At 62.6% G+C, this 20,552-nt stretch carries 18 protein-coding genes; 8 read left to right on the top strand and 10 right to left on the bottom strand.

Annotation, left to right across the window (positions count from 1 at the left end):
• The first annotated feature begins 5 nt into the window (after positions 1-5).
• From P3T18_RS03305 to P3T18_RS03290, 4 genes are all read left to right on the top strand, one after another.
• Entirely contained in the window at positions 6-866 is an 861-nt protein-coding gene (locus P3T18_RS03305; protein WP_429299030.1) for an ATP-binding cassette domain-containing protein, read from the top strand.
• Positions 863-1,876 (top strand): ABC transporter substrate-binding protein, encoded by a 1,014-nt coding sequence (locus tag P3T18_RS03300; protein WP_429298475.1) that lies wholly within the window; start codon positions 863-865, stop codon positions 1,874-1,876. Before P3T18_RS03305 ends, P3T18_RS03300 begins: the two co-directional genes overlap by 4 nt.
• Complete coding sequence (fhuB, locus tag P3T18_RS03295; RefSeq protein ID WP_429298474.1) at positions 1,863-3,905, top strand: Fe(3+)-hydroxamate ABC transporter permease FhuB; 2,043 nt, start codon at positions 1,863-1,865, stop codon at positions 3,903-3,905. Before P3T18_RS03300 ends, fhuB begins: the two co-directional genes overlap by 14 nt.
• A 265-nt stretch (positions 3,906-4,170) precedes the next feature.
• Positions 4,171-6,291, top strand: coding sequence for a TonB-dependent siderophore receptor (locus tag P3T18_RS03290; protein WP_429298473.1), 2,121 nt, complete (start codon positions 4,171-4,173; stop codon positions 6,289-6,291).
• A 75-nt stretch (positions 6,292-6,366) separates the two neighbouring features.
• Here the strand turns inward: P3T18_RS03290 and P3T18_RS03285 are convergent, their stop codons facing one another.
• From P3T18_RS03285 to P3T18_RS03265, 5 genes are all read right to left on the bottom strand, one after another.
• Positions 6,367-7,767, bottom strand: a complete 1,401-nt coding sequence (locus P3T18_RS03285) for a dynamin family protein (protein WP_429299029.1) — start codon at positions 7,765-7,767, stop codon at positions 6,367-6,369.
• Between the two features lie 137 nt (positions 7,768-7,904).
• Positions 7,905-9,161 carry a GTPase gene (locus P3T18_RS03280; RefSeq protein WP_429298472.1) on the bottom strand — a complete coding sequence of 419 codons (1,257 nt, stop codon included), beginning with the start codon at positions 9,159-9,161 and terminating at the stop codon, positions 7,905-7,907.
• Between the two features lie 101 nt (positions 9,162-9,262).
• Positions 9,263-10,198 (bottom strand): catechol 1,2-dioxygenase, encoded by a 936-nt coding sequence (gene catA, locus P3T18_RS03275; RefSeq protein ID WP_429298471.1) that lies wholly within the window; start codon positions 10,196-10,198, stop codon positions 9,263-9,265.
• A 75-nt stretch (positions 10,199-10,273) separates the two neighbouring features.
• Positions 10,274-10,564, bottom strand: coding sequence for a muconolactone Delta-isomerase (gene catC / locus P3T18_RS03270; protein WP_429298470.1), 291 nt, complete (start codon positions 10,562-10,564; stop codon positions 10,274-10,276).
• 27 nt (positions 10,565-10,591) lie between these two features.
• A complete protein-coding gene (locus P3T18_RS03265) occupies positions 10,592-11,728 on the bottom strand; it encodes a muconate/chloromuconate family cycloisomerase (RefSeq protein WP_429298469.1) in 1,137 nt (378 codons plus the stop codon).
• A gap of 184 nt (positions 11,729-11,912) precedes the next feature.
• Here P3T18_RS03265 and P3T18_RS03260 point away from each other — a divergent pair, with 184 nt between their 5' ends.
• Positions 11,913-12,794 carry a LysR family transcriptional regulator gene (locus tag P3T18_RS03260; RefSeq protein ID WP_429298468.1) on the top strand — a complete coding sequence of 294 codons (882 nt, stop codon included), beginning with the start codon at positions 11,913-11,915 and terminating at the stop codon, positions 12,792-12,794.
• Positions 12,795-12,827: 33 nt separating this feature from the next.
• Here P3T18_RS03260 and P3T18_RS03255 read toward each other — a convergent pair whose 3' ends face one another.
• A complete protein-coding gene (locus tag P3T18_RS03255; protein ID WP_429298467.1) occupies positions 12,828-13,943 on the bottom strand; it encodes a VirK/YbjX family protein in 1,116 nt (371 codons plus the stop codon).
• A gap of 381 nt (positions 13,944-14,324) precedes the next feature.
• Here P3T18_RS03255 and P3T18_RS03250 point away from each other — a divergent pair, with 381 nt between their 5' ends.
• Entirely contained in the window at positions 14,325-14,921 is a 597-nt protein-coding gene (locus P3T18_RS03250; RefSeq protein WP_429298466.1) for a hypothetical protein, read from the top strand.
• Here P3T18_RS03250 and P3T18_RS03245 read toward each other — a convergent pair.
• The 4 genes from P3T18_RS03245 to P3T18_RS03230 all read right to left on the bottom strand — a co-directional run bounded on the left by P3T18_RS03245 (position 14,913) and on the right by P3T18_RS03230 (position 18,447).
• On the bottom strand, positions 14,913-15,743 hold the full coding sequence (locus P3T18_RS03245) for a hypothetical protein (protein ID WP_429298465.1): 831 nt from the start codon (positions 15,741-15,743) through the stop codon (positions 14,913-14,915). The two genes, P3T18_RS03250 and P3T18_RS03245, sit on opposite strands and share 9 nt — an antisense overlap.
• A gap of 165 nt (positions 15,744-15,908) precedes the next feature.
• Positions 15,909-16,181 (bottom strand): hypothetical protein, encoded by a 273-nt coding sequence (locus P3T18_RS03240; RefSeq protein ID WP_429298464.1) that lies wholly within the window; start codon positions 16,179-16,181, stop codon positions 15,909-15,911.
• Between the two features lie 152 nt (positions 16,182-16,333).
• Positions 16,334-17,488 (bottom strand): cupin-like domain-containing protein, encoded by a 1,155-nt coding sequence (locus P3T18_RS03235; protein WP_429298463.1) that lies wholly within the window; start codon positions 17,486-17,488, stop codon positions 16,334-16,336.
• Positions 17,482-18,447, bottom strand: a complete 966-nt coding sequence (locus P3T18_RS03230) for a TylF/MycF/NovP-related O-methyltransferase (protein WP_429298462.1) — start codon at positions 18,445-18,447, stop codon at positions 17,482-17,484. Before P3T18_RS03230 ends, P3T18_RS03235 begins: the two co-directional genes overlap by 7 nt.
• Positions 18,448-18,694: 247 nt before the next feature.
• Between P3T18_RS03230 and P3T18_RS03225 the strand changes: the two genes are divergently transcribed.
• Together P3T18_RS03225 and P3T18_RS03220 are read left to right on the top strand one after the other, a co-directional pair.
• Complete coding sequence (locus P3T18_RS03225; RefSeq protein WP_429298461.1) at positions 18,695-19,429, top strand: DUF3455 domain-containing protein; 735 nt, start codon at positions 18,695-18,697, stop codon at positions 19,427-19,429.
• A 17-nt stretch (positions 19,430-19,446) separates the two neighbouring features.
• Positions 19,447-20,532 (top strand): LLM class flavin-dependent oxidoreductase, encoded by a 1,086-nt coding sequence (locus tag P3T18_RS03220; RefSeq protein WP_429298460.1) that lies wholly within the window; start codon positions 19,447-19,449, stop codon positions 20,530-20,532.
• Positions 20,533-20,552: the final 20 nt, after the last annotated feature.

The raw sequence follows: 20,552 nt of genomic DNA, 5'->3' as shown, positions 1-20,552 counted from the left end.
CCACGATGCGCGCGGCTGACTGCACCGCTGACTGCGCGACCAATCACGATACCGCAGAAGCGAAACCGTCCACGTCCCCCAGCCGCAACGCGACGGCTGCTTGGACGCTCGACAAAGTCTCGTTTTCCGCTGGCGGCCGCACACTGCTGCATCCGCTCGACCTCGCGCTCGACAGTTGCTCCGTAACCGGCCTGATCGGCCACAACGGCTCCGGCAAGTCGACGCTTATCAAGCTGCTCGCCGCCCAGCAGCAGCCTGCATCGGGCACGCTGAGTTTTGCCGGCAAGCCGCTGCACGCCTGGAACAATCGCGCATTCGCGCGCGAGGTCGCGTACCTGCCGCAACAGTTGCCCGCCGCCGACGGCATGACGGTGCGCGAACTCGTCGCGCTCGGTCGATATCCCTGGCATGGCGCGCTCGGCCGTTTCAGCGCCGACGACCGCGCCCATATCGACGAAGCGATGCGCGTCACGGACGTGATGCATTACGCCGAACGCGCCGTGGACAGTCTGTCCGGTGGAGAACGTCAACGCGCCTGGCTTGCGATGCTCGTCGCGCAGAACTGCCGCTGCATGTTGCTCGACGAACCCACCTCGGCACTCGACATCGGCCATCAACTCGCCGTACTCGAACTCGTGCGCTCGCTCTGCGTGAGCCGTGGCATGACCGCCGTGATCGTGCTGCACGACGTCAACATGGCGGCGCGCTTCTGCGATCAGATCGTCGCATTGCGCGAGGGGCGTCTGTTGTTGCGCGAACCTGCTGGCCAGGTCATGCACGCGGACAAACTCGAAGCGATTTACGGCGTCCCGATGAACGTGATGACCGATCCGCGCAGCGGCCACACCATCGGTTTTCCTCTATGAGCCGCACTGCGCCCGATCACGCGAATGAAGTTCGCCGCGGACGCCGCCGCGTTCTGGGCGGCTGGGCCGCCGCGCTTCTAGCTCCGCTTGTTACGCCACTCGTTGCACCACTCGTTGCAACCGCTGCGCCCTCGCTACAGACAAAACCACGCATCCCGCGCCGCGTCGTCACGCTGAACTGGGAACTGACCGAGACCCTGCTCGCGCTCGGACGAGCCCCCGTCGGCACGTCTTTGCCCGACTGGTACACGAGCACCATCGTCGCGCCGCCGCTGCCGCCGGGCGTCGCCGATATCGGCTTGTTGTATCAGCCGAACTTCGAGGTGCTGCTCGGACTCGCGCCCGACCTGATGATCGTCACACCGGGTCATGCCGGCGTACTGCCCGCTTTGCAGCGCATCGCGCCGACGCTCACGCTCGGCGCCTATATGAACGACCCGCAACCCTACGCGCGACTATGCGAAGAAACGCGCACCATGGCGAACGCATTCGACGCCGACGCGCGGGCCGCCCAATTGATCGACTCGACGCAGCGTGTGCTGACCGACGTGCGGCAACGCATCGCTGAAAACGCGAATCAGCGACGCCATCCGGTGATCGTCGCCGACGCAATCGACGACCGGCATCTGCGCGTCTACGGCAGCGGCAGCCTGTTCGACGCTATGTTGCGCAAGACGGATGTCGTCAACGCCGCGAATCCGCCCGTGTCGGCGAACGGCGTCAGCGCGCGCTGGACCACCAATATCGCCGGCTCGGCGCTCGTCTCGCTGCCGCGCCTGATGGATGTGCCGGACGCCAGCGTGCTGCTGGTGGGTCCATTGAAAGACGACGTGCGCGCGGCGCTCGCGGCGAGCCCGCTATGGCGCGTGCTTCCCGCTGCCCGCGAGCGGCGCGTTGCCGTGTTACCCGTGATCGCGCCATACGGCGGACTGGTCTCGATGCAGCGCTTCGCCGCCGCAGTCGAGTCCGCGCTCGTCACGATCGCCGCCGGCCGAGGTGGACTTGCGTAATCCTGCTTTGTCCCATGCGTCGTTCGAGCAACGCGACTGGCGCTTCGTGCTGGTCGGCACACTGCTCGCTATCGCGGTGACGCTGGCCGCGTTCAATCTTCATGCGGTGCTCGGCGGCTCGTCGTGGTCTGCGTGCTGGTCCGCGCTGTTCGCACCGGACATGACCGATATGCGCGACGTGCTGGTCCACGACAGCCTCTTGCCGCGCGTCGTGGTGACCTTGCTGTGCGGCGCCGCGCTTGGGCTGGCCGGTGCGCTCGTGCAGCAGGTACTACGCAATCCGCTGGCCGAACCGATGACGCTCGGCATTTTCCCCGGCGCCTATCTCGCGCTGATCATCGCCGGTCTCTGGATGCCAGGCTGGCTTGCCGCCGGCCGTGAAGCCGTCGCACTCGTGGGCGGCGCGCTCGCCATGCTCGTCGTATTCGCGCTTGCATGGTCGCAAGGCATGTCCTCGCTCAGCGTGATTCTGGCCGGCATGGTGGTCAATCTCTATCTCGGTGCGATCAGCCTCGCCATCTCGGTGGTCCACTTCGATCTGCTGGCGGGACTGATGATCTGGGGCGGCGGCGCGCTCGATCAAAGCGGCTGGCAGGCGGCCACGCATCTGCTGGTCAGCTTCGTGGTTTGCGCGGGCGCGGCGGGTTTGCTGTACCGCCCGCTCAGCCTGTTCGACGCAGGCGATTCGACGGTGCGCAATCTGGGCGGACGGGTCGGCTTGTTGCGTTTCGGCGCATTGCTGATTGCGGTGACGCTAACCGCGTTCGTCGTAGCCGAGGTCGGCGTGATTGGTTTTGTCGGGCTTGCCGCGCCGCTCGTCGCAAGACTTGCGGGCGCGCGGCGGCTGCGCGAGCGACTGCTCTGGGCGCCGCTGACCGGCGCGGCACTGTTGTGGATCACGGATGAACTCGTGCGCATGGCGGCCGCCGCCGAGCCGTTCTCTGCGCATCTCATTCCAACCGGCACGGTCACGTCGCTGATCGGCGTTCCCTTGCTCGTCGCCTTGCTGCCACGACTGCGCGCGCGGCCCGATCTGCTCGCGGTCCCTGTATCGCCCACCAACGCTCGTTCCGCAAGACGGGCCTGGGTGGGGTGGTTCGCGCTGCTCGTGATCGCCGCCGCGTTATCGCTGACAGTCGCACGCGGTCCGCACGGCCTGAGCATTGCCAATCTGGCGCAAGTCGAGAGCTTGCTGTTCTGGCGCGCGCCACGTCTATTGTCCGCGCTCGCAGCGGGCGTGCTGCTCGCGCTGTCCGGCACACTGCTCCAGCGCGTCACCGCCAATCCGATGGCGAGTCCCGATCTGCTGGGTGTCGGCTCGGGCGGCATGCTCGGCATCGTGATCGTGCTGTTCGGCACGGGCAGCATGTCGCCCGCACTGCTGTTCGGCGGGTGTGTCACCGGTGCTTTCGTGACGCTCGGCTGCCTGCTCTGGTTCGGCCGACGCGCGGCATTCGCGCCCGAGCGACTGCTGCTGGTGGGTATCGCGATCAGCGCGCTGTTCCAGGCGGTGGTCGGTGCCGTGATGTCGAGCGGCGATCCGCGCGCGGGCGTGCTGATCGATTTGCTGGTCGGCTCGACCTATTACGTGGCTACGCCGGTTGCCTGGAGCATGGCCGCGTTCGCCGCACTTGCGCTGTGCGTGGCGCCGCTCACATCGCGCTGGGTGTCCGCGCTCGCATTGGGCGCGCCGGGCGCCGCCGGCATCGGCGTGCCTGTGGGACGCGCACGCTTCGTATTGCTGCTCTTTGCCGCCCTGCTGAGCGCAGCCGCGACGCTGATTGTCGGACCGCTTTCGTTCGTCGGGCTGATTGCGCCACACATCGCGCGCCTGTGCGGCGGCCGGCGACCGCTTGCGCAAATGTATCTCGCGGCCACGCTCGGCGCACTGCTGATGGTCTGCGCAGACTGGCTCGGGCGGCAGCTCATATTTCCCGAAGAGATCGCGGCCGGGCTCGTCGCGACCCTGCTCGGTGGACCCTACATGGTCGTGCTCACACTGCTGCGTCGCCGGACGGTCCACGTATGAACGCTTCCGTCGCTTTGAATCACGGCCCCTGACGACACGGCCACGGTCGCCGACGCACGTCGCGACTTTCGCGAGCGGGAACACCCGCCGCCACATAACAACATCGCTCCCTGCTGGATTTTTCGAACCGTCCGCCTTTGCCGGAAGGATGGACATCGCTCGGGCTTTTTTTACAACAGGGGATTGAACACCCATGAAAACAACGATGCATAGACCAGACAGACACCGCGCGCCGACGAACCGTTGGCGTGCCCTCGCGCCGCACATGACGCCGCTTGCACTCGCCCTGCTGAGCGCGTGGCCGCTGCATGTCTACGCGCAGACCGCAGCCGGACCAGCTGCAAACACCTTGCCCGCCGTCACCGTGTCGGCAACCACCTCGCCCGACGCCACCACCGAGGGCACCGGCTCCTATGCTTCGAAGACAGCGACGATCGCCGGTAAAACGGAACAGTCGATCAAGGAAACGCCGGCCTCCGTTTCCGTGCTGACACGTCAGCGCATGGACGACCAGAATCTGACGACGATTCAGGATGCGCTCAAATACGTGACAGGTGTGGAGTCGATCGACTACGGCGACGGCACCGCCTACTTCAAGGCGCGCGGCAATCTGCTCGGCGTCGAGTTCGACGGCGTGTCGATCATGGGCGGCTTCCAGTATCTGCAACAGTTCGATCTCGCCATGTACGACCGCATCGAAGTACTTCGCGGACCCTCGGGTGTGATGGACGGCGCGAGCGATCCAGGCGGCACCGTCAATCTCGTGCGCAAGCGTCCTCAGGACACGTTCCACGTCTCGACCGAAACGCAGGTGGGCTCGTTCGGCAGCGTCCGGCAAATGGTCGACGTCACCGGTCCGTTGAACAAGGACGGCTCCTTGCGTGGCCGCGCCGTGCTGGTGGGCAGCGACGGTCTGCAATCGGTCGACGGCACGCGCGAGAAGGAAGTCATGGCCTACGGCGCCATCGATTACGACTTCAATCCACGCACCACGTTGTCGTTGTCCGCGGGATATCAGGTCAACCCAATTTCCGGACTCGATTACGGCGCAAGCGGCGTATACAACAGCGACTTCACCGCTCTCACCGGACGCGTGCCCAGTTCGTACTCGCAGAACTTCAGCCCGAGCTGGAATTACGGCTATACCTCGCTGCAAGAGGCCAATGCCAATCTGGTGCACCGCTTCGAGAACGGCTGGAAGTCGCAAACCACGCTGTTCTACCGCCACGAACTGCTCAAGGGCGACTACGCCTACGCGGGTCCGGGCGCGACGGCCGACGGCCTGTCGTACTACGGCGAGCAACGTCAGCGCAACAGCTACGACTGGTTCGGCGCCGACACCAATCTCTCCGGCTCGGTGCAGGCATTCGGCCTCACGCACTCGTTCACGGTGGGCGCGAATTACTCACTGCTCTCCAGCACGGCGGAGTCCGGTTACGTCTCGCTGAATGGTCCCTTCGACGGTCAGACCTTCAGCCTCTACGATCCGAATGCGGTCCAGAAAGTCGACACGCCATTCACCTACGGCGCGAATAATCGCACTGAACAATACGGCGTATACGCGCAGGCCCGCATCCATCTGGCCGCACCGTTGACACTCGTGTTCGGCGTGCGCGAGGCTTTCTTGCAGGAAACCTCGCAGTCGATCATTCCTGCCGTCACAGACTGGACGACGCAGGCGCAGTTGAATCACCGTTTCCTGCCGTCCGCCGGTCTGGTGTACGACATCCTGCCTTCGTTGACCGCTTACGCGAACTACTCGAAATTCCTCACCGCGCAAACAGCCACGACCTATACCGGCGCGATTCTGCCTCCTCGTAGCGGCGAGCAATACGAAGTCGGATTGAAGAGCAGCTTCCTGAACAATCGTCTGTCGACCACGGCCGCGCTGTTCCGTATCAACGACAACAACCGCGCCATCGCCGACCCGGTCAACCCGACGGGTTCGATTGCCGGCGGCAAAGCAATCGATCAGGGCTTCGAACTCGAAGTGACCGGCGAGCCTTTGCCGAACTGGAATCTGTATGCGGGCTACACGTACCTGAACGTCAGATACGAAGACGACGCGCCCGATTTGAGCGACGGCACGGACCCGAAGCATCTGTTCAAGCTGTGGACGAGCTACCGGTTCACGCAAGGCATGATGAACGGTGTGATGATCGGCGGCGGCATGCTGGCGCAAACGCGCATTTCACGCGGCGTCGAGCAAGGCGCGTATGCGATCTTCAATGCGCAGGTTGGTTACCGTTTCAATAAACACGTAGAAGCGTCGCTGCAATTGAACAACGTGTTCAACCGCAGCTATTACATCCGGCCGCCTGGCAACTTCTATAGCGTTTTCGGCGATCGCCGCAACGTGATGCTCACCGTTCGCTCGGATTTCTGAACGGCATCACTCAGGTTCGATGCCTTCGCGCGATGCAGTTCGATTGCGCGAGGGCGTGTGTGCTCGTCAGGCCGACTACATTCTTAGTTGCCCTTTCACCTGAAGCAACGCCTGTTCTTGCCGACCCAACCACTCCTCCACCCGTTCCGCGCTCTCCATCAAACGCCCGATGGAAGCACGCACCTGCCCGGCGGCATCGCTACAGAGCCGCAGCAATTGCTCACGAATCGCCGTTTTCAACGCCGCATGCAGACGCTGATAATCGACCCCGACGATTGAGAGATCCACCGCAATTTCATCGAAACGATCGTCGTGTTGTGGGTCGATCAGCGCAGCGTCGGGATTCAGTGAAATCACGAAATCCGCGCATCGCGTGTGCGCCTCACGGCCAAAGGTTTCGCCGAGCACATTGGACACTTCGCCATAGAGCGCTTTTACGTCACGCGTAACGGAATGCGACTCCAATAAGGCCGGCAGCGTGGACACAACAGTTCGCCACGCGGAATGTGCGACCTGCTCCTGTTGTTCATCGAGCGCGCCGAGCGCCCGGCGCGAGATCACCTTTAAATTTGCCAGCATCGGCAGCAAATCGTTGCGCAACGCGCCCAGCACGTTTTCTTCCAGATGATGAAGCGCCACCTCGGCTCGCTTTCGACGTTTGTAGGCCAACGCAGGTTGCACGATGGACAGCAGCGCGGCATAGAGTCGCTCGAATCCTGCATCGGCCAGCGCTGCCTCTTTCCGCTCGCGCGCCATGTGAACCGAGACGGAGACTGGTCGCTTCAACGCCGTCACGTCAACGTCCATCGCAACGAGCTTCGCTTCGCCGCGCATCTGCACGTCGGCTTCCTGCTGCGCGCGTCGTGGTGCAATCTTGTTGCGCAGCACTCTGACGAGTTCGCCGTCCACTTCGTCTTCGTCGTATTCATCGCTGCGTGTCAGGACCGGCAGCAACGGCTTGTTGCGATGAAGTTCGCGTCCGAGGTCGTCGAGTTCCTGCACCTGACCAGGCGATGTCGAACTGGTCAGCCAGATCACGCCATCCGCACTCTCGATGAAACGCTGCGTGAGCGCCGCGTTTTCCGGCGTCACCGAATGCAGGCCCGGCGTGTCGAGCAGAACGAGGTTTTCGCCGAGCGTGACGCCCTGGAGACGCGACGTGGTTTCCGTGACGCCTTCCTTAAAGGGTCCGCTCGTTTCGACGACACGACCGGCATCGAGCAAAAAGTATTGGACCGCTTCGCCGTAAGCCGCGAAACGCTCCGCGATGAAATTGCAAAACGAACTCTTGCCCGCGTTGAACTTGCCGAATACCAGCAAGATGATTTTGCTATCGAGCGAATCCGCCAGCGACTCGGCCTCGTGCAGCGCCTGCGATGGCTGCAAGCAGCTTGCCGTGTGCCGGTCGAGCGCCGCGTCGATGGTCTCCGCCTGAACAGCCAGCTCACTACCCGCACTCAAACCGGATCGATCCATCCGACCGTCCCGCAGATCAGCAATCCAGCCGGCGAGCCACGCGTCGAGCGCCTGCATGACGTTCGCCATATCGCGCCGCCCGAATTCAAGCTCGTCGGCTTCGGCGATAAAACGCTGCTCGTCGCTGACGTCCGCTTTCATCGGGCCGCTTTCAGGTTGACCAATGACGCCGACGCATGATCCGCGGCTGCAAGGGTTGATTCGAGTTCGGCAATGCGGGCCGCCAGTGCTCGTCGATCAGCAGACAACTCGTAGTAATGCGTGAAATCGCGCTGCATGCGCTCGCGTCCCGATGCCTCGCAAAACATCTTGCGCAAGTCCTTGCGAAATTTGACCGACACGCCCATCACGGCAATCATCACCGAATTCAGGCTACTCGCCGCCGTTTGCTGCGCAGTCGGTAATTCGACCACGCCATGCCCGGCAAGATAACCGTCGATGGCAATGCAGGCGCGCGAATACGCAATCTGGATGTGCCCGCGTTCGCGCTTGCCGGCCGTGCTGGCGTAGATATCCTTCGCGGTGTCGGGCACGATCGCGTGATCGGTGCCGAGCGCGTTCAGCATCGCTTCGATATCGCCGCTCACCTTGGCGATGACAGCCGTCAAGCCATGGTCGAAAGCGACACGCTGTTGCTGCTGCGTTTCGCGCAGCGTGTCGAGTCGTGCGTTCTGCGCGGCGCGAACTTGCTGCAATTCGGCGACGATACTGTCGTGCAGTTGCGCCGCTTCGTCAGCGCGAGCCTGAGGCACGTTTTCGAGTGCGGCGCGCAGCGAGGCCTGCAATGCTGGAATGCCGCTTTTTTGCAGCAATAATGCCTTACCGCTCTCCTGCCCCTTGCGATGACGCATCGACGACACCGCCAGCGGTTCGACATCGGCAAACTGGGCGCGAATCGCGTCGGATACGTGATGGAGTTCGTCCTCATCGGCAAGCTGGTCGACCTGGCTCAGAATGAAGAACGTGCGCCGTTTAGTTTTTTCTTCATCGGCGCGCAGTTCGGCCAGCAACGCCTGTTCCTTCGCGTCGAGTTCGCCTTCTTTCGCGGCATGCACGAAGAGACGAATATCGGAACTCATCCACACGGCGTGCAATGCGTGACGATCGTCTTCGGTGCCGACGTCGGCATCGAGACCGGGCGCATCCAGCCAGCGCACGCCAAGATGCACAGTGTCCGACAACGCGACGGTCTCGCGCTTGTCGGACACCGCGAACGTCTGCCGGCCGATCAGCTCATTGAGCAGACTGCTTTTGCCATGATTGTATTTACCGACAACCGTGACGACCGGCACGCCGCTCTCGGCCAGCAGTGTCAGCCGCGCCAGATCGCCGGCGCGATGCGGCAGGATCGCGGCAACATCGCGAGCCACGCGCTCGAAGATTTCGCTGGACACCGCGTCTCCTGTTGATCGAATCGTGAGGCAAAGACTTTCTTCTGGCAAATCATCATGCGCACAGCGGCACGTGCCGCCATGCGTTCACCCATCAAACAGGTTCAAGCCGCGACCGCAACGCGCAGACGGTTGACGATCTGGTTGTCCTGCCCTTGCAGAAGCGGCGTCAGCGTGACATTGAATTCGATGTCCTTGTACGCGTCTTCCTTCAATCCCAGCGCTTCGCCACCCGTTTTTTCGACGACGTGCGGAATGAGCTCTTCACGCGTTGCATAGGCGAAGTCGTCCCAGATCAGCGGATCGCCCTCGATGTTGAATTGCGTGGTCAACTTGCGATGATTGTCGCTGGTGACGAAGAAGTGCACGTGCGCCGGGCGATTGCCGTGACGGCCGAGCGTGTTCAACAACTGCTGGGTCGAACCATGCGGCGGGCAACCGTAACCGACCGGCATCAGCGTGCGGAATTCGTAGCGGCCATCCGGGCCGGTGCGAACCGCGCCGCGCAAGTTGAACTCGGTTTGCGCGCCCGTCGGATCGAAGTGCGAGTAGAAGCCCTTCGAATTCGCGTGCCAGCATTCGACCACCGCGCCCGCAATCGGCTTGCCGTCGAGATCCGACAGCGTGCCGTGAATCACGAGCGGACCGGCATCCGGATCGGGATTGATGTCGATGCGCGACACGCCATCGCGCAGCGGTGCGCCCTCGACGTACAGCGGTCCTTCGATGGTGCGCGGCGTGCCGCCGTCGAGACCGACCTGTTTGTCGGCAGCATCCATGCGGATATCGAGGTATTTTTCCAGACCCAGACCGGCTGCGAGCAGCGCGGCTTCGCCGTCCTGGCCGAGCTTGTTGAGATAGTTGACGCCGGCCCACACTTCGTCGGGCGTGATATCCAGATCGTCGATGGCCTTGAACAGATCGCTCAGCAGACGGTGTGCGATCTGCTGGAATCGCGCATTGCCGTTATCGCCGTTGAGGTTAGTGGCGGCCTTCAGCAGATCCTGCACTTCTTTCGTTTCGAAAACCTGAACGCTCATGATGTCTGTCTCCGTTTGTATTGGGGGAATCGCTCAGCGAACGCCGTTTTGCAGACGCACGGCGCACACCAGTAATCAGGCGTCGTCGTCCCGGATCGACGACGGGTGACGGCAAAGCGGCGTCACCGAAATCTTCATGTACGGGAAAAGCGGCAGTGCGGTCAAGATATCGTGCAATTCGGCGTTGCTCTCGACGTCGAACACGCTGTAATTCGCGTACTCGCCGACCAGTCGCCAGATATGGCGCCACTTGCCGCTGCGTTGCAGTTCCTGCGAGTACGCCTTCTCGCGCGCCTTGATCTCGTTGGCGACGTCGACGGGCAGGTCGGCCGGAATATTCACGTCCATACGCACGTGGAAGAGCATCGTCTATGTCCTTTCAATCGGTTCAGATTAGCGGGTGACTTTCATCAGCCCGTCGCGGGTAAAGCGGCGAATCTTCGCTTCGTCGAGTTCGATGCCGAGGCCCGGACCATCCGGCACGGTCAGTTCGAAGTCGCTGTAATCGAGCGGCCGGGTCAAAATTTCTTCGGTGATCAGAAGCGGCCCGAACAGTTCGGTGCCCCATTGCAGATTCGCGAAGCTCGCGAAAAGATGTGCCGAAGCAATCGTGCTCACCGCGCCTTCCAGCATCGTGCCGCCGTACAGTTCGATACCGGCCGCGTCGGCAATCGTGGCCACGCGCTGCGCCGCGAACAACCCGCCGCTCTGTTCGATCTTGATCGCGAACACGTCCGCGCCGGCCTGCTTCGCGATCTCGAATGCGCTCTCCGGACCTTGCAGAATCTCGTCGGCCATCAACGCGACCGGGAAGCGCCGCATCAGTCGCGCGAGCGCGGCGGCCGAGGCGACCGGCTGCTCGACCAGTTCGCAGCCCGCGTCGGCCAGCGCGGGAATTGTCCACGCCGCCTGCATCTCGCTCCAGGCCATGTTGACGTCTACGCGCACCGTCGCGCGATCACCCACGGCCTTCTTGATTTCGGCGACGTGCCGGATGTCGGTCCGGAGTTCTTTGGCGCCGATCTTCAGCTTGAAAATCTTGTGGCGGCGCACGTCGAGCATGTGCGCGGCTTCGTCGATGTCTTTGGCGGTGTCGCCCGAGGCGAGCGTCCACGCAACCGGCAGGCGCTCACGCCGGCGTCCACCGAGCAGTTCGCTCACCGGCACGCCGAGCCGTTTTCCGTGCGCGTCGAGCAGCGCGGTTTCCAGTGCGCTCTTCGAAAAATGCGTGACTTTGACGAGTTTGCCGAGATGCGCCATGGCGGCCTGGATGCGCGTCGCGTCCTTGCCGATCAGTGCGGGGGCGAGATAGGCGTCGATTGCGAGCTTCATGGCCTCCGGGCTTTCGGGACCGTAGGCCATGCCGGCAATCGTGGTGCCCTCGCCGATGCCGACGACGCCGTCGCTGCAATACACTCTGACCAGCATCAGGGTTTGCCCGTACATCGTGGCGACCGAGAGCTTGTGCGGACGGATGGTCGGCAAATCGACGAGACTGGTTTCGATACGTTCGATGGTGGGATGGCTCATCGCGGCTGCCGGCTTCTCATGTTGACATGCCGTTTTTATACACTTGGGCCGATCGGGTCGTCCAATACCATTGCCATCCTGTTTGATACCTTTATGATATGGAAGGCGCGCAACTGCCGACCGGCGGACGCTTATCCGCCCCACCATATTCAACCAGTATCGAGTTTCGACGCTTCTCCATCGTATGGACTTACGCCAGATCCGCTATTTCGTGGCCGTCGCCCGTGAGCGCAATTTCACGCGCGCCGCCGAGCAGTTGCATATCGCGCAGCCGCCCCTGAGCCGGCAGATTCAATTGCTCGAAGACGAACTCGGGGTCGCGCTGCTGATCCGCAACACGCGGCCGGTGCGCATCACCGACGCGGGGCGTCTCTTCTACGAGCAGGCCATTCAGGTACTCGGACGCATCGATCAGATGCAGACGGCTGCCAAGCGCATTGGGCTGCATCAACGAACGGTGTTGTCGGTCGGCTTCGTCGCGTCGACGCTCTATGCCGGGCTGCCGGAACTGATGCGCAAGCTGCGTCAGCACGCGCCGGAACTCGATATCCAGATGATCGAACTGATGTCGGTTCAGCAGATCGAGGCGTTGAAGGAAGGACGGATCGACATCGGCTTTGGCCGCGTGCATCACACCGACCCGAACGTGGCCGGCATGGTGCTACGCGAAGAGCGGCTGGTTGCCGTGGTGCCGGTGGGTTCGCGCATGGCGCGGGCGTCGACACCGCTTGCGATCCACGAACTCGCCGGTGAGAAGCTGATTGTCTATCCGAAAGAGCCGCGCCCCGGTTTCGCCGACCAGGTGCTCAACGTCCTGCACGGTCACGGCGTGGAGCCTGGCGAGGTAATGGAAGTGCGTGAGATTCAGACCGCGCTGGGTCTGGTGGCCGCGGAATTCGGCGTGTGCGTGATTCCCGAATCGGCCCAGCAGATCCGCCAGGATGTGCATTGCCGGCTGATCGACAGCGAACGCGCAACCTCGCCGATCATTTTTAATCATCGAGTCAACGACAACTCGAAGTACCTTTTACTCGTGCGGGAATTGCTCGCGGAGATGTATCCGTAAATAGGCGATCTCGGCGAGCAGCGCGTTATACCGTCAAGCGGGTTCCGTGTCGCGATAGTTCTCCGCCATCGCAGCCGCCAGCTTCCGCAGCGGGCTATCCGCCTTCTCGTGATTCTCATGATGCAACTGAAGCGGCGGCTTCACTTCAGCGGTCAAACCTTCCGCAACGGCTGCGCTCATTTGCGTCAGCATGTCTGCGATCAACGTCTGCCGACGGCGAAACGCTGCACGCCGGTTTGACGGAACCTCGCTGATGTCGCGGTGAGGCGGGCAAAGCGGCAGCATGAATCGCCCATCGGCCTCGACGCCGCCCAGTTCGCGCCAGAAGGCGTCGTAGTCAGCGCTGAATTGAATCGATGTCGTAGCGGAAACGTGCGTCTTTTTCGTCACTCCGGCGAGCGCATCCACCTTGGCCATCCGGCAAAACTCACCCACGGCTTCCATCACCGCGGCTTTGGGCCGTAGACCGTGACATGCGCGTGTTGCCTCGCGCACTCGTTCCCGGTCACCGCCGGCAGGTCCTTGCAGGCCGCCGATCAGCGCTCCCCGTTTGCCCGACCCGGCATGCGTTTCGAAACTGACGGTCGCCCACGCGAGATCGACCTGCTCCAACACGTCGCGCCACGCGACGGTCAGCAAGCCTTCGCGCCAGCAGCGCACCGGTTCGCTCACGACGAGCGCATACCGGCCGCTCGACGCCAGGGTCACGTGTTCTGAATTCAGGTAAAGCTTGCGCATCAGCCCATCACCCAGTACTTCCCGAGCGACCCGAAAATGGCCGCACAGCAACTCTGCGCGAGCACGCGCAGACATATCCGCCTGGGCGAAGCAGTGAAAAGGACGTTCGAGAAAGCGCCGGTTGCGAACTGCGATATCCGAAAGCAGCGTGTTCGTCGTCAGCGCCTTGAGCCAGATGCGCGCCGCGGACGGATTGAGCACCGCGTACATCAATACGCGGCCGCGCCGGAACAGATCGTGAGGCGTGCGCCCAGGAATCGCGCTGGACAGCAGGTGACAAACTTCAGAAAGCGACATTATTGACCACGATCTATTTTCACTTTCGTGAAGGCGCGAGCGCGCACGCGACCTCGGCGAATACAGGAGTCGCTGCCAGCAAGCTGTCATTAGGGAAAGCACCCGGATGCGCAACCTGGCTTGCTCAACGTCCCCGTGCCCGGTTTTGCAGACTCCAATTGCCTGAAAAATACATCGCATTCCTTACCGATTACGACGAAGCCCATTCCGGATATCCGTCGTTGCGATAGACCATGCGACTACTTCTGATGCCGCGGCACGCATGCCGCAAAAATTACCTGCGCCTTCGAAAGCGTAATGAAATATTACCGGATATTTCCCATAGCGCATAGCGCAATGTTGAATATCGCAAGAAGGATTTAAAACTGGACAACGCAGGGCGAGCGAGTCACATTTCCGTCACGAGCATTCTTCTGACGTTATTAGATTCGCTGATTCGTGAGAGTAGTCGAATGCTCGAATAGCTTCACTCTTCTCGCGGAGAGAAACACCAGAATGCCTGTCGATCAACACGCTGCTTCGATCTTTGGAATGCTGGGTTCCGCAGTATCCCTACTCGCGCCCATCCCCTACGGACTGGCGATTTATCGACGTATCGTTCGGCCGCATCTTTTCACATGGCTGATCTGGTCGACTGTCACGACCATCGCCGCCGTTGGCCAGTTCGTTGCTGGCGCGGGACCGTCCGCGTGGTGCACCGCCACGATTGCGGTGACGTGTATTGCTATCCTGGTAGCCAGTGTGTTTCGCGGAGAGAAAAGCTGGGCCGTCTTCGACTGGATTTTTCTCGGCGCAGCCGTTTCCGCGATTCCACTTTGGGTCGTGACGAAAGAACCGACCTTGTCGATCTGCCTCGTCACGCTCATCGAACTGTTGGGACTCGGCCCGACAGTGCGCAAGATTTTCCGCGACCCGAACAGCGAAAATCTCTCGTATTTCGCGCTGTGTGTCGTCAAGTATGGGCTTGCCATGCTCGCCCTGAGTCAATGGAGTCTGGCAGTCGCGTTCTACCCGACCGTCAACATCATCGCCTCGGCCGGGATTTGCGTGCTCATGATCACCCGGCGTCGGGTGCTGTCAGACTCAGGTTAGCGAATAGCCATTCCCGGATGCCCCGAGACTCAAATCGAGGTTGAGGTCGGCAAAGCCGGACGAACCGCTACCCGACGCCATGTCGTCCAGGCCGCCTTGCGCGGCCCACTGGAAGTTGCCGACACCGGAGACGCCGTCCGCGCCTGACACGTCGTGCGTTTCGATCTGCTTGTACACATCGGGGTTCTGCAACATGTACGAAGCCGCAGCTGACACATCCGAAGGCGTGCCGGCGGGCGGATTGTTCGCGAGCTTATAGAGTTGGTCTGGGTTGAGCGACGAGATGCCGTTCTGACTCATATAGCTGGCGAGCGCCCCTGCCGCGCTCTGCGCGCCCATCATCGCGCCCTGGCTCGACGTGGAGTCGAGCGAACTGGCGGCATCGGACGAGCCGGACGTACCGTCGTTGTCGAGGCCGCCTTGCGCGGCCCACTCGAAGTTGCCCACGCCGGAAATGCCGTCCGCGCCCGCCACGTCGTGCGTTTCGATCTGCTTGTACACGTCCGGATTCTGCAACATGTACGACGCCGCCGACGACACCTCGGGCGGCGTTCCAGCCGGCGGATTGTTCGCGAGTTGATAAAGCTGGTTGGGATCGAGCGACGAAATGCCGTTCTGATTCATATAGCTGGCGAGTGTGCCCGCCGCGCTCTGTGCCGTCGCGCTTTGCCCGAGCGAAGACGAACTCTGCTGCAACGCCTGCTTGATCATCTGGTCGACCTGCTGCTCGAGCTGCTGGACGGTCTGATCTTCGGAATCGAAAGACGAGTTGAGACCCGACGTGCTTAGGGTGGAAACAGAGTCGTTGGCAATAGCGGTCACGTGATCCTCCAGGGCAGCTCGACCGCCGTCGGGCTTGCGGAATGCGATGTCCTGGGCGGCGGTCCGACACTTGAAGATGCTAGTTGGGTTATTCAGCGCACACGTGATGCACGCGAAAACCGCGCACGAAAAACGAAGTGACTCCGAAGCCACGCACCGCGACGCTTATCTGACCTGGGCGGCCCCATTCGCCGCCTGCTGTTCGCAGAACGCGAGATATTTTTCGTACGCTTCCTGCGGCGGCATCTTCGCGTAACGTCCGTAAAGACGGTCGACGAACACGGTCAATTCCGCCTGCGCGTACAGTTGCCGCTGCACCGGCATTGCAGCCGCCACGGCTTGCGCCTTGCGCAGTTCGTCCTGCTGACTCACGCCTTTGTCGCGATCCTGCGCGATCAGCTTCGCGTTATTGGCGCGGACGGTGCAAACCTCTTTCATTGCATTCGATGCCTGCGCGTGCACGTCGGCCACCGAACCTAAACATGCGAATGCGCAAGTCGCCAGCAAGGCAGCGCGGCGAAGCCGGCGCGAGATCAGGCGTTTAACGTTCACACCAGCGTGGTTTGCATCGGTCATCCGGTTCTTCCTCTTCATGTTGCAAGCGAATGCAGTGTTGGCTCACGTCGGCGCAACATGGCGCACGCACTGACGTCGTCCGCAAAACGGCTGATCGAGAACACGGGATCGAGCGCCCACACGCAATGGAACCACCCCGTGGGAATCACCAGCAGATCGCCGGGCGCCAGAACGATATCGACGCCTCGTGCGTCGGCGAAACGCGGAAAGCGCGCGAGGTCGGGCGACCCGACGTCCACACGGCAAGGACGATACGTATTGAACGAATCGAGCGCATAGACCGCGTGTTCCTGAGACGGTGCATAGAGGCGCACACGTTTGCGACCATGAATCTGCGCAAGAAACGAGCTGGCGAGATCGCAATGCAGACGCGTGACCAGTGCAGCGCTTGCGTTGCCGAACCAGAGTTGCGCCGCGCCGAAGAGACCAGCGGGCAACGATGGCAATGCGAAACGCGCTTCCCATGCGGGCGGCAGCAGACAACCTTTCGTGTAGGCCCCTCTCTGCGTGGGCGAATCAAAGCCGTCGATGAAATCGCCCACTGTTTGCGGCGCACCGCTCGTCGGTTCGTGACGCAGAACCGTCGTTCGTTCGCGCTCGCGCCACTCGGCAAGCGTCCATGCTATCTCGGGCCACTGGATCAGCTCGCGCACCAGCAATGGCACCGACGCGTCGAGCGTTGCTGCAATCGTGTCGTGGAGCGCGCTGTCGTCGCGCGTATTCGCGTGATAAATGGGCACGCTCGACAACGTAGACGGCGCACGCCGCGCAGCCCGATCGAGCGCCACGCGTGCCGCCGGCGAGGGCCGTTTGAGCAATTGCAGCCAGTAAGCGGCAAGACGCTCGGCGCCTTCGATCTGCACGCCGCCGAGCGACAGAGACTTCGCACTGCGCGGATCGAAGTTCGTTGGATCGTCCAGCATCGCACTCAGCAGCGCCAGATTCAATGTGATGCGCGCCGACGGCGTGGCCAGGCCGGAGACATGAGCAAGACGCACCGATTCGATCTGCGAGCCGAGCACGAATCGACGGCTCGCGTCGGGACAATCGCTGACGCGAAGATCGACGCACACCGTTTGCGGCGGCGCGACGTAGTGTTCGGCCAGACGCGCATCGAGTCGCACATCCATGCATGCGTCAAGCGCATCGCGGGCGACGTGCTTCAGCATGGCTTGCGCCAATAGACCGCCTGACGGTCCACCTGAACGAGCGGCGCAGCGATGGCATGCAGCGCACGGTATTCGTCCACGGCGCGCGCGCAGCCGGTCGGCAAGCCGTAATCGTCGACGATAACAAACCCGCCCGGCGACAAGCGCGGATACAGCGATTCCAGCGCCACACGGGTGGATTCGTACCAGTCGCCATCGAGCCGTATCAGCGCGAGACGGTCGATCGGCGCACGCGGCAACGTGTCCGCGAACCAGCCTGGCAGAAAGCACACGCGACGATCGAGCAGGCCCACGCGTGCAAATGCCTCGCGCACGGCCGAAAGATCGCTGCGCAAGCCGCTCACCGCGCCCATCAGGTCGTGCCAGATGGCCTCACGCAAATCCACGGCAGGATCGGGCTCGGGCAAACCCTCGAACGAATCGGCCACCCAGACGTTGCGATCATGTGCGCCAAACGCGTTGAGGACCGCGCGCATCAGGATCGTCACGCCACCGCGCCACACGCCGGTTTCGATGAAATCGCCCGGTACGCGCTCATCGATAACCGTGCGCGCCAGGCTCACGACGTTGTCGAGCAGCACGTCGGAACACATCGTCAGCCGATGCGACTCGTGATGCATGTGATTCAGCGCCGCCGCAATACGCGCCGGTTCGATGCCGGCGACATCGGCCGCTGAGCGTTGCAGCGGCTGCAGCCACGGCGCGAAGCGTCGGTCGGCTTCTGCGAGGCGCGCGATGCAATCGTCGGCAGTGAACGGCCCGGCTTGCGCGTGTGTGGCTGTCGACGATTCGGGCAGGTCGGACGCTGGGCCGCAGATATAGCGGCGAATCATCGTCAGATAGGCGGTGGCGCGCTCGTCGTGCGCGAGTGGCTCGAAGCCGCTCATGGCTGCCGGGATTTCGCGCGACGCGGGCAGCGCGGGCGGCCTATCGGAACAGAGAGGAGAAGTAGATTGCATCGCCGGTTCCAGCGGATTGGACGGATCGGAAGATGAACCCAGTATCGGTCCGCCTCGCACTGCTACATCGCACCGCCACGAACGCATGCATGCTCATGCGAACCCGCTTTGCACTTCGCGTCGCTCGACGGCGCACGCTGCGCGTCGCGACGCGTGCGTATTTCGATGCAGGCTTTCGTGTCCGCGTGTGCCGCGATGTCCACGATCGGGTTTGATGACAGCATCGTCCGTCCCTTCTCATTTGCCCATGACCGCAATGATCGGTTTCCCGCTGCGCTTTCCAGTTCATCTCGCGTCCGGTTCGCGTTCAGCGTGGCGCACCGCGCTCGCCGCCAGTTGCCTGCTCGCGCTCGCTGCCTGCGCGAGCACGCCCAAACCGCCGACAGCCAACGAAACCTTGCCGACCGATCTGCGCGCGAGTCAGAACGAAGTGCTGCAGGAAGTCATGACCTCGCACGGCGACGAAACCTACGTGTGCCGCCGCATCAAAACGGCGCTGCCGCCACTCGCGACCACTGCGCCGCCGGGCGTGCATCCTGACGTTGCGCGCGACGGCACACAGCTGTTGTGGGACTCGCTGGGCTCCGAAGCCATACTGGTCGACGCCGACGGAAAAAGCGTCGGGACCGTCTCGCCGGGCCGCTACTTTCTCTCTTACGACGGCAGCTATGTGATCGGCAACGTGCCGGCCGAAAGCCAGGTCGGCGCCAATACGCTGACATGGGCCCGCTATACCGCGCATTTCAACGCTGCGCCACGCCCAGGCGAAGGCCGTTTCGCGGACATCAGTTCGATCCAGCGTATCGACACCACCGGCGGCCTGCCGCCGCAGTTCGCGTGCGACCTCGAAGGCGCGCATCTGCTCGTGCCGTACAGCGCAACGTATATGTTCTACCGGTCGAAGGGACTGGCGCCCGTCGCGGGTGCGATGCGTACGATGAGCACTGCAAGCACCGTCAGCACCCTGAGCGCCCACAAATAACCCCACAGGAGCCGACAATGCAATTCGGTCTGTTCATGACGATGCCGTCTCCCGAACCCGCGCCCGCCGCCGATCTCTACCGGCGCGCGCTGGACATGGCCGAAACCGCCGACACGCTCGGCTTCAGTCATCTCTGGCTAGCCGAGCATCACTTCACGAACTATTCGCACACGTCGCGTCCGCTGATGCTGCTCTCGCACATCGCGGCACGCACGCGCAATCTGCGTCTCGGGCCGGCCATCGTGCCGGTGCCCTTGCATCATCCGCTCGTGATTGCAGAAGAACTGGCCACGCTCGACGTGCTGAGCGGCGGACGCGTCGAAGCTGGACTCGGTAGCGGCTATCAGCGCTATCAGTACGAGCGATTCGGATTGGTCAAAGGCGCCACCACCGCCCGCGACGACGAAGCCATCGACGTGCTGCTACACGCACTGCGCGAAACGCAATTTTCTTACGATGGCCAGCACTTCAAGATCCCGCGCACCGGACTCGTGCCGCAACCGCTGCAACGCACGATGCCGGTTTGGCTCGTCGTCAATTCGAGCCGGCGAGAGTCTGTCGAACACGCCGTGCGACGTGGCGCGAACCTTTTTACAGGCGTGCTCGAACCCATTTCGAAACTGACCGACGTCCGCCGTCAATACCCCGACCTCGCCGACGCGCTTGCCAAGGTTCGTATCGGCACGCAACGACCGGTGTTCGTCGCACGCGATGAAGCACAGGCGCGTGAGGCAGTCGAACACGCGCGCTGGAATGGACGCGCAACGCTGCGATTGCGGCACGACATGGGTGAGGTAGCGGATGGCATCGTCCCGGCCGGGCCGCTGCCCGACGAACCGTCCGACGAAGCATTGCGCAACGACTTCCTCGTGATCGGCACCGCCGACGAGTGCATTCACCAATTGCGCCGCATTCGGGGCGGCTTGGGCTGCGATTACTTCAGCGCGAGCTTCTGGTTCGGCTCGCTGCCGCACGATTGGGTGATGGAATCCATGCAACGGTTCGCGCGGGATGTGATGCCCGTGTTTGCGAACAATGCTTCCTCGTCCGCAATGACGACTGAGCTAAGCCCATTGCGCCGCGAGCCGACGCTGGCCTGGTAAGGTCAAATCGTGAGCGGCGC

Origin of the sequence: Paraburkholderia sp. GAS199 (assembly GCF_050436585.1) — a bacterium.
In the GTDB taxonomy this organism is placed as follows: Bacteria; Pseudomonadota; Gammaproteobacteria; order Burkholderiales; family Burkholderiaceae; genus Paraburkholderia.
This window is presented reverse-complemented; position numbering and strand designations above follow the sequence as displayed.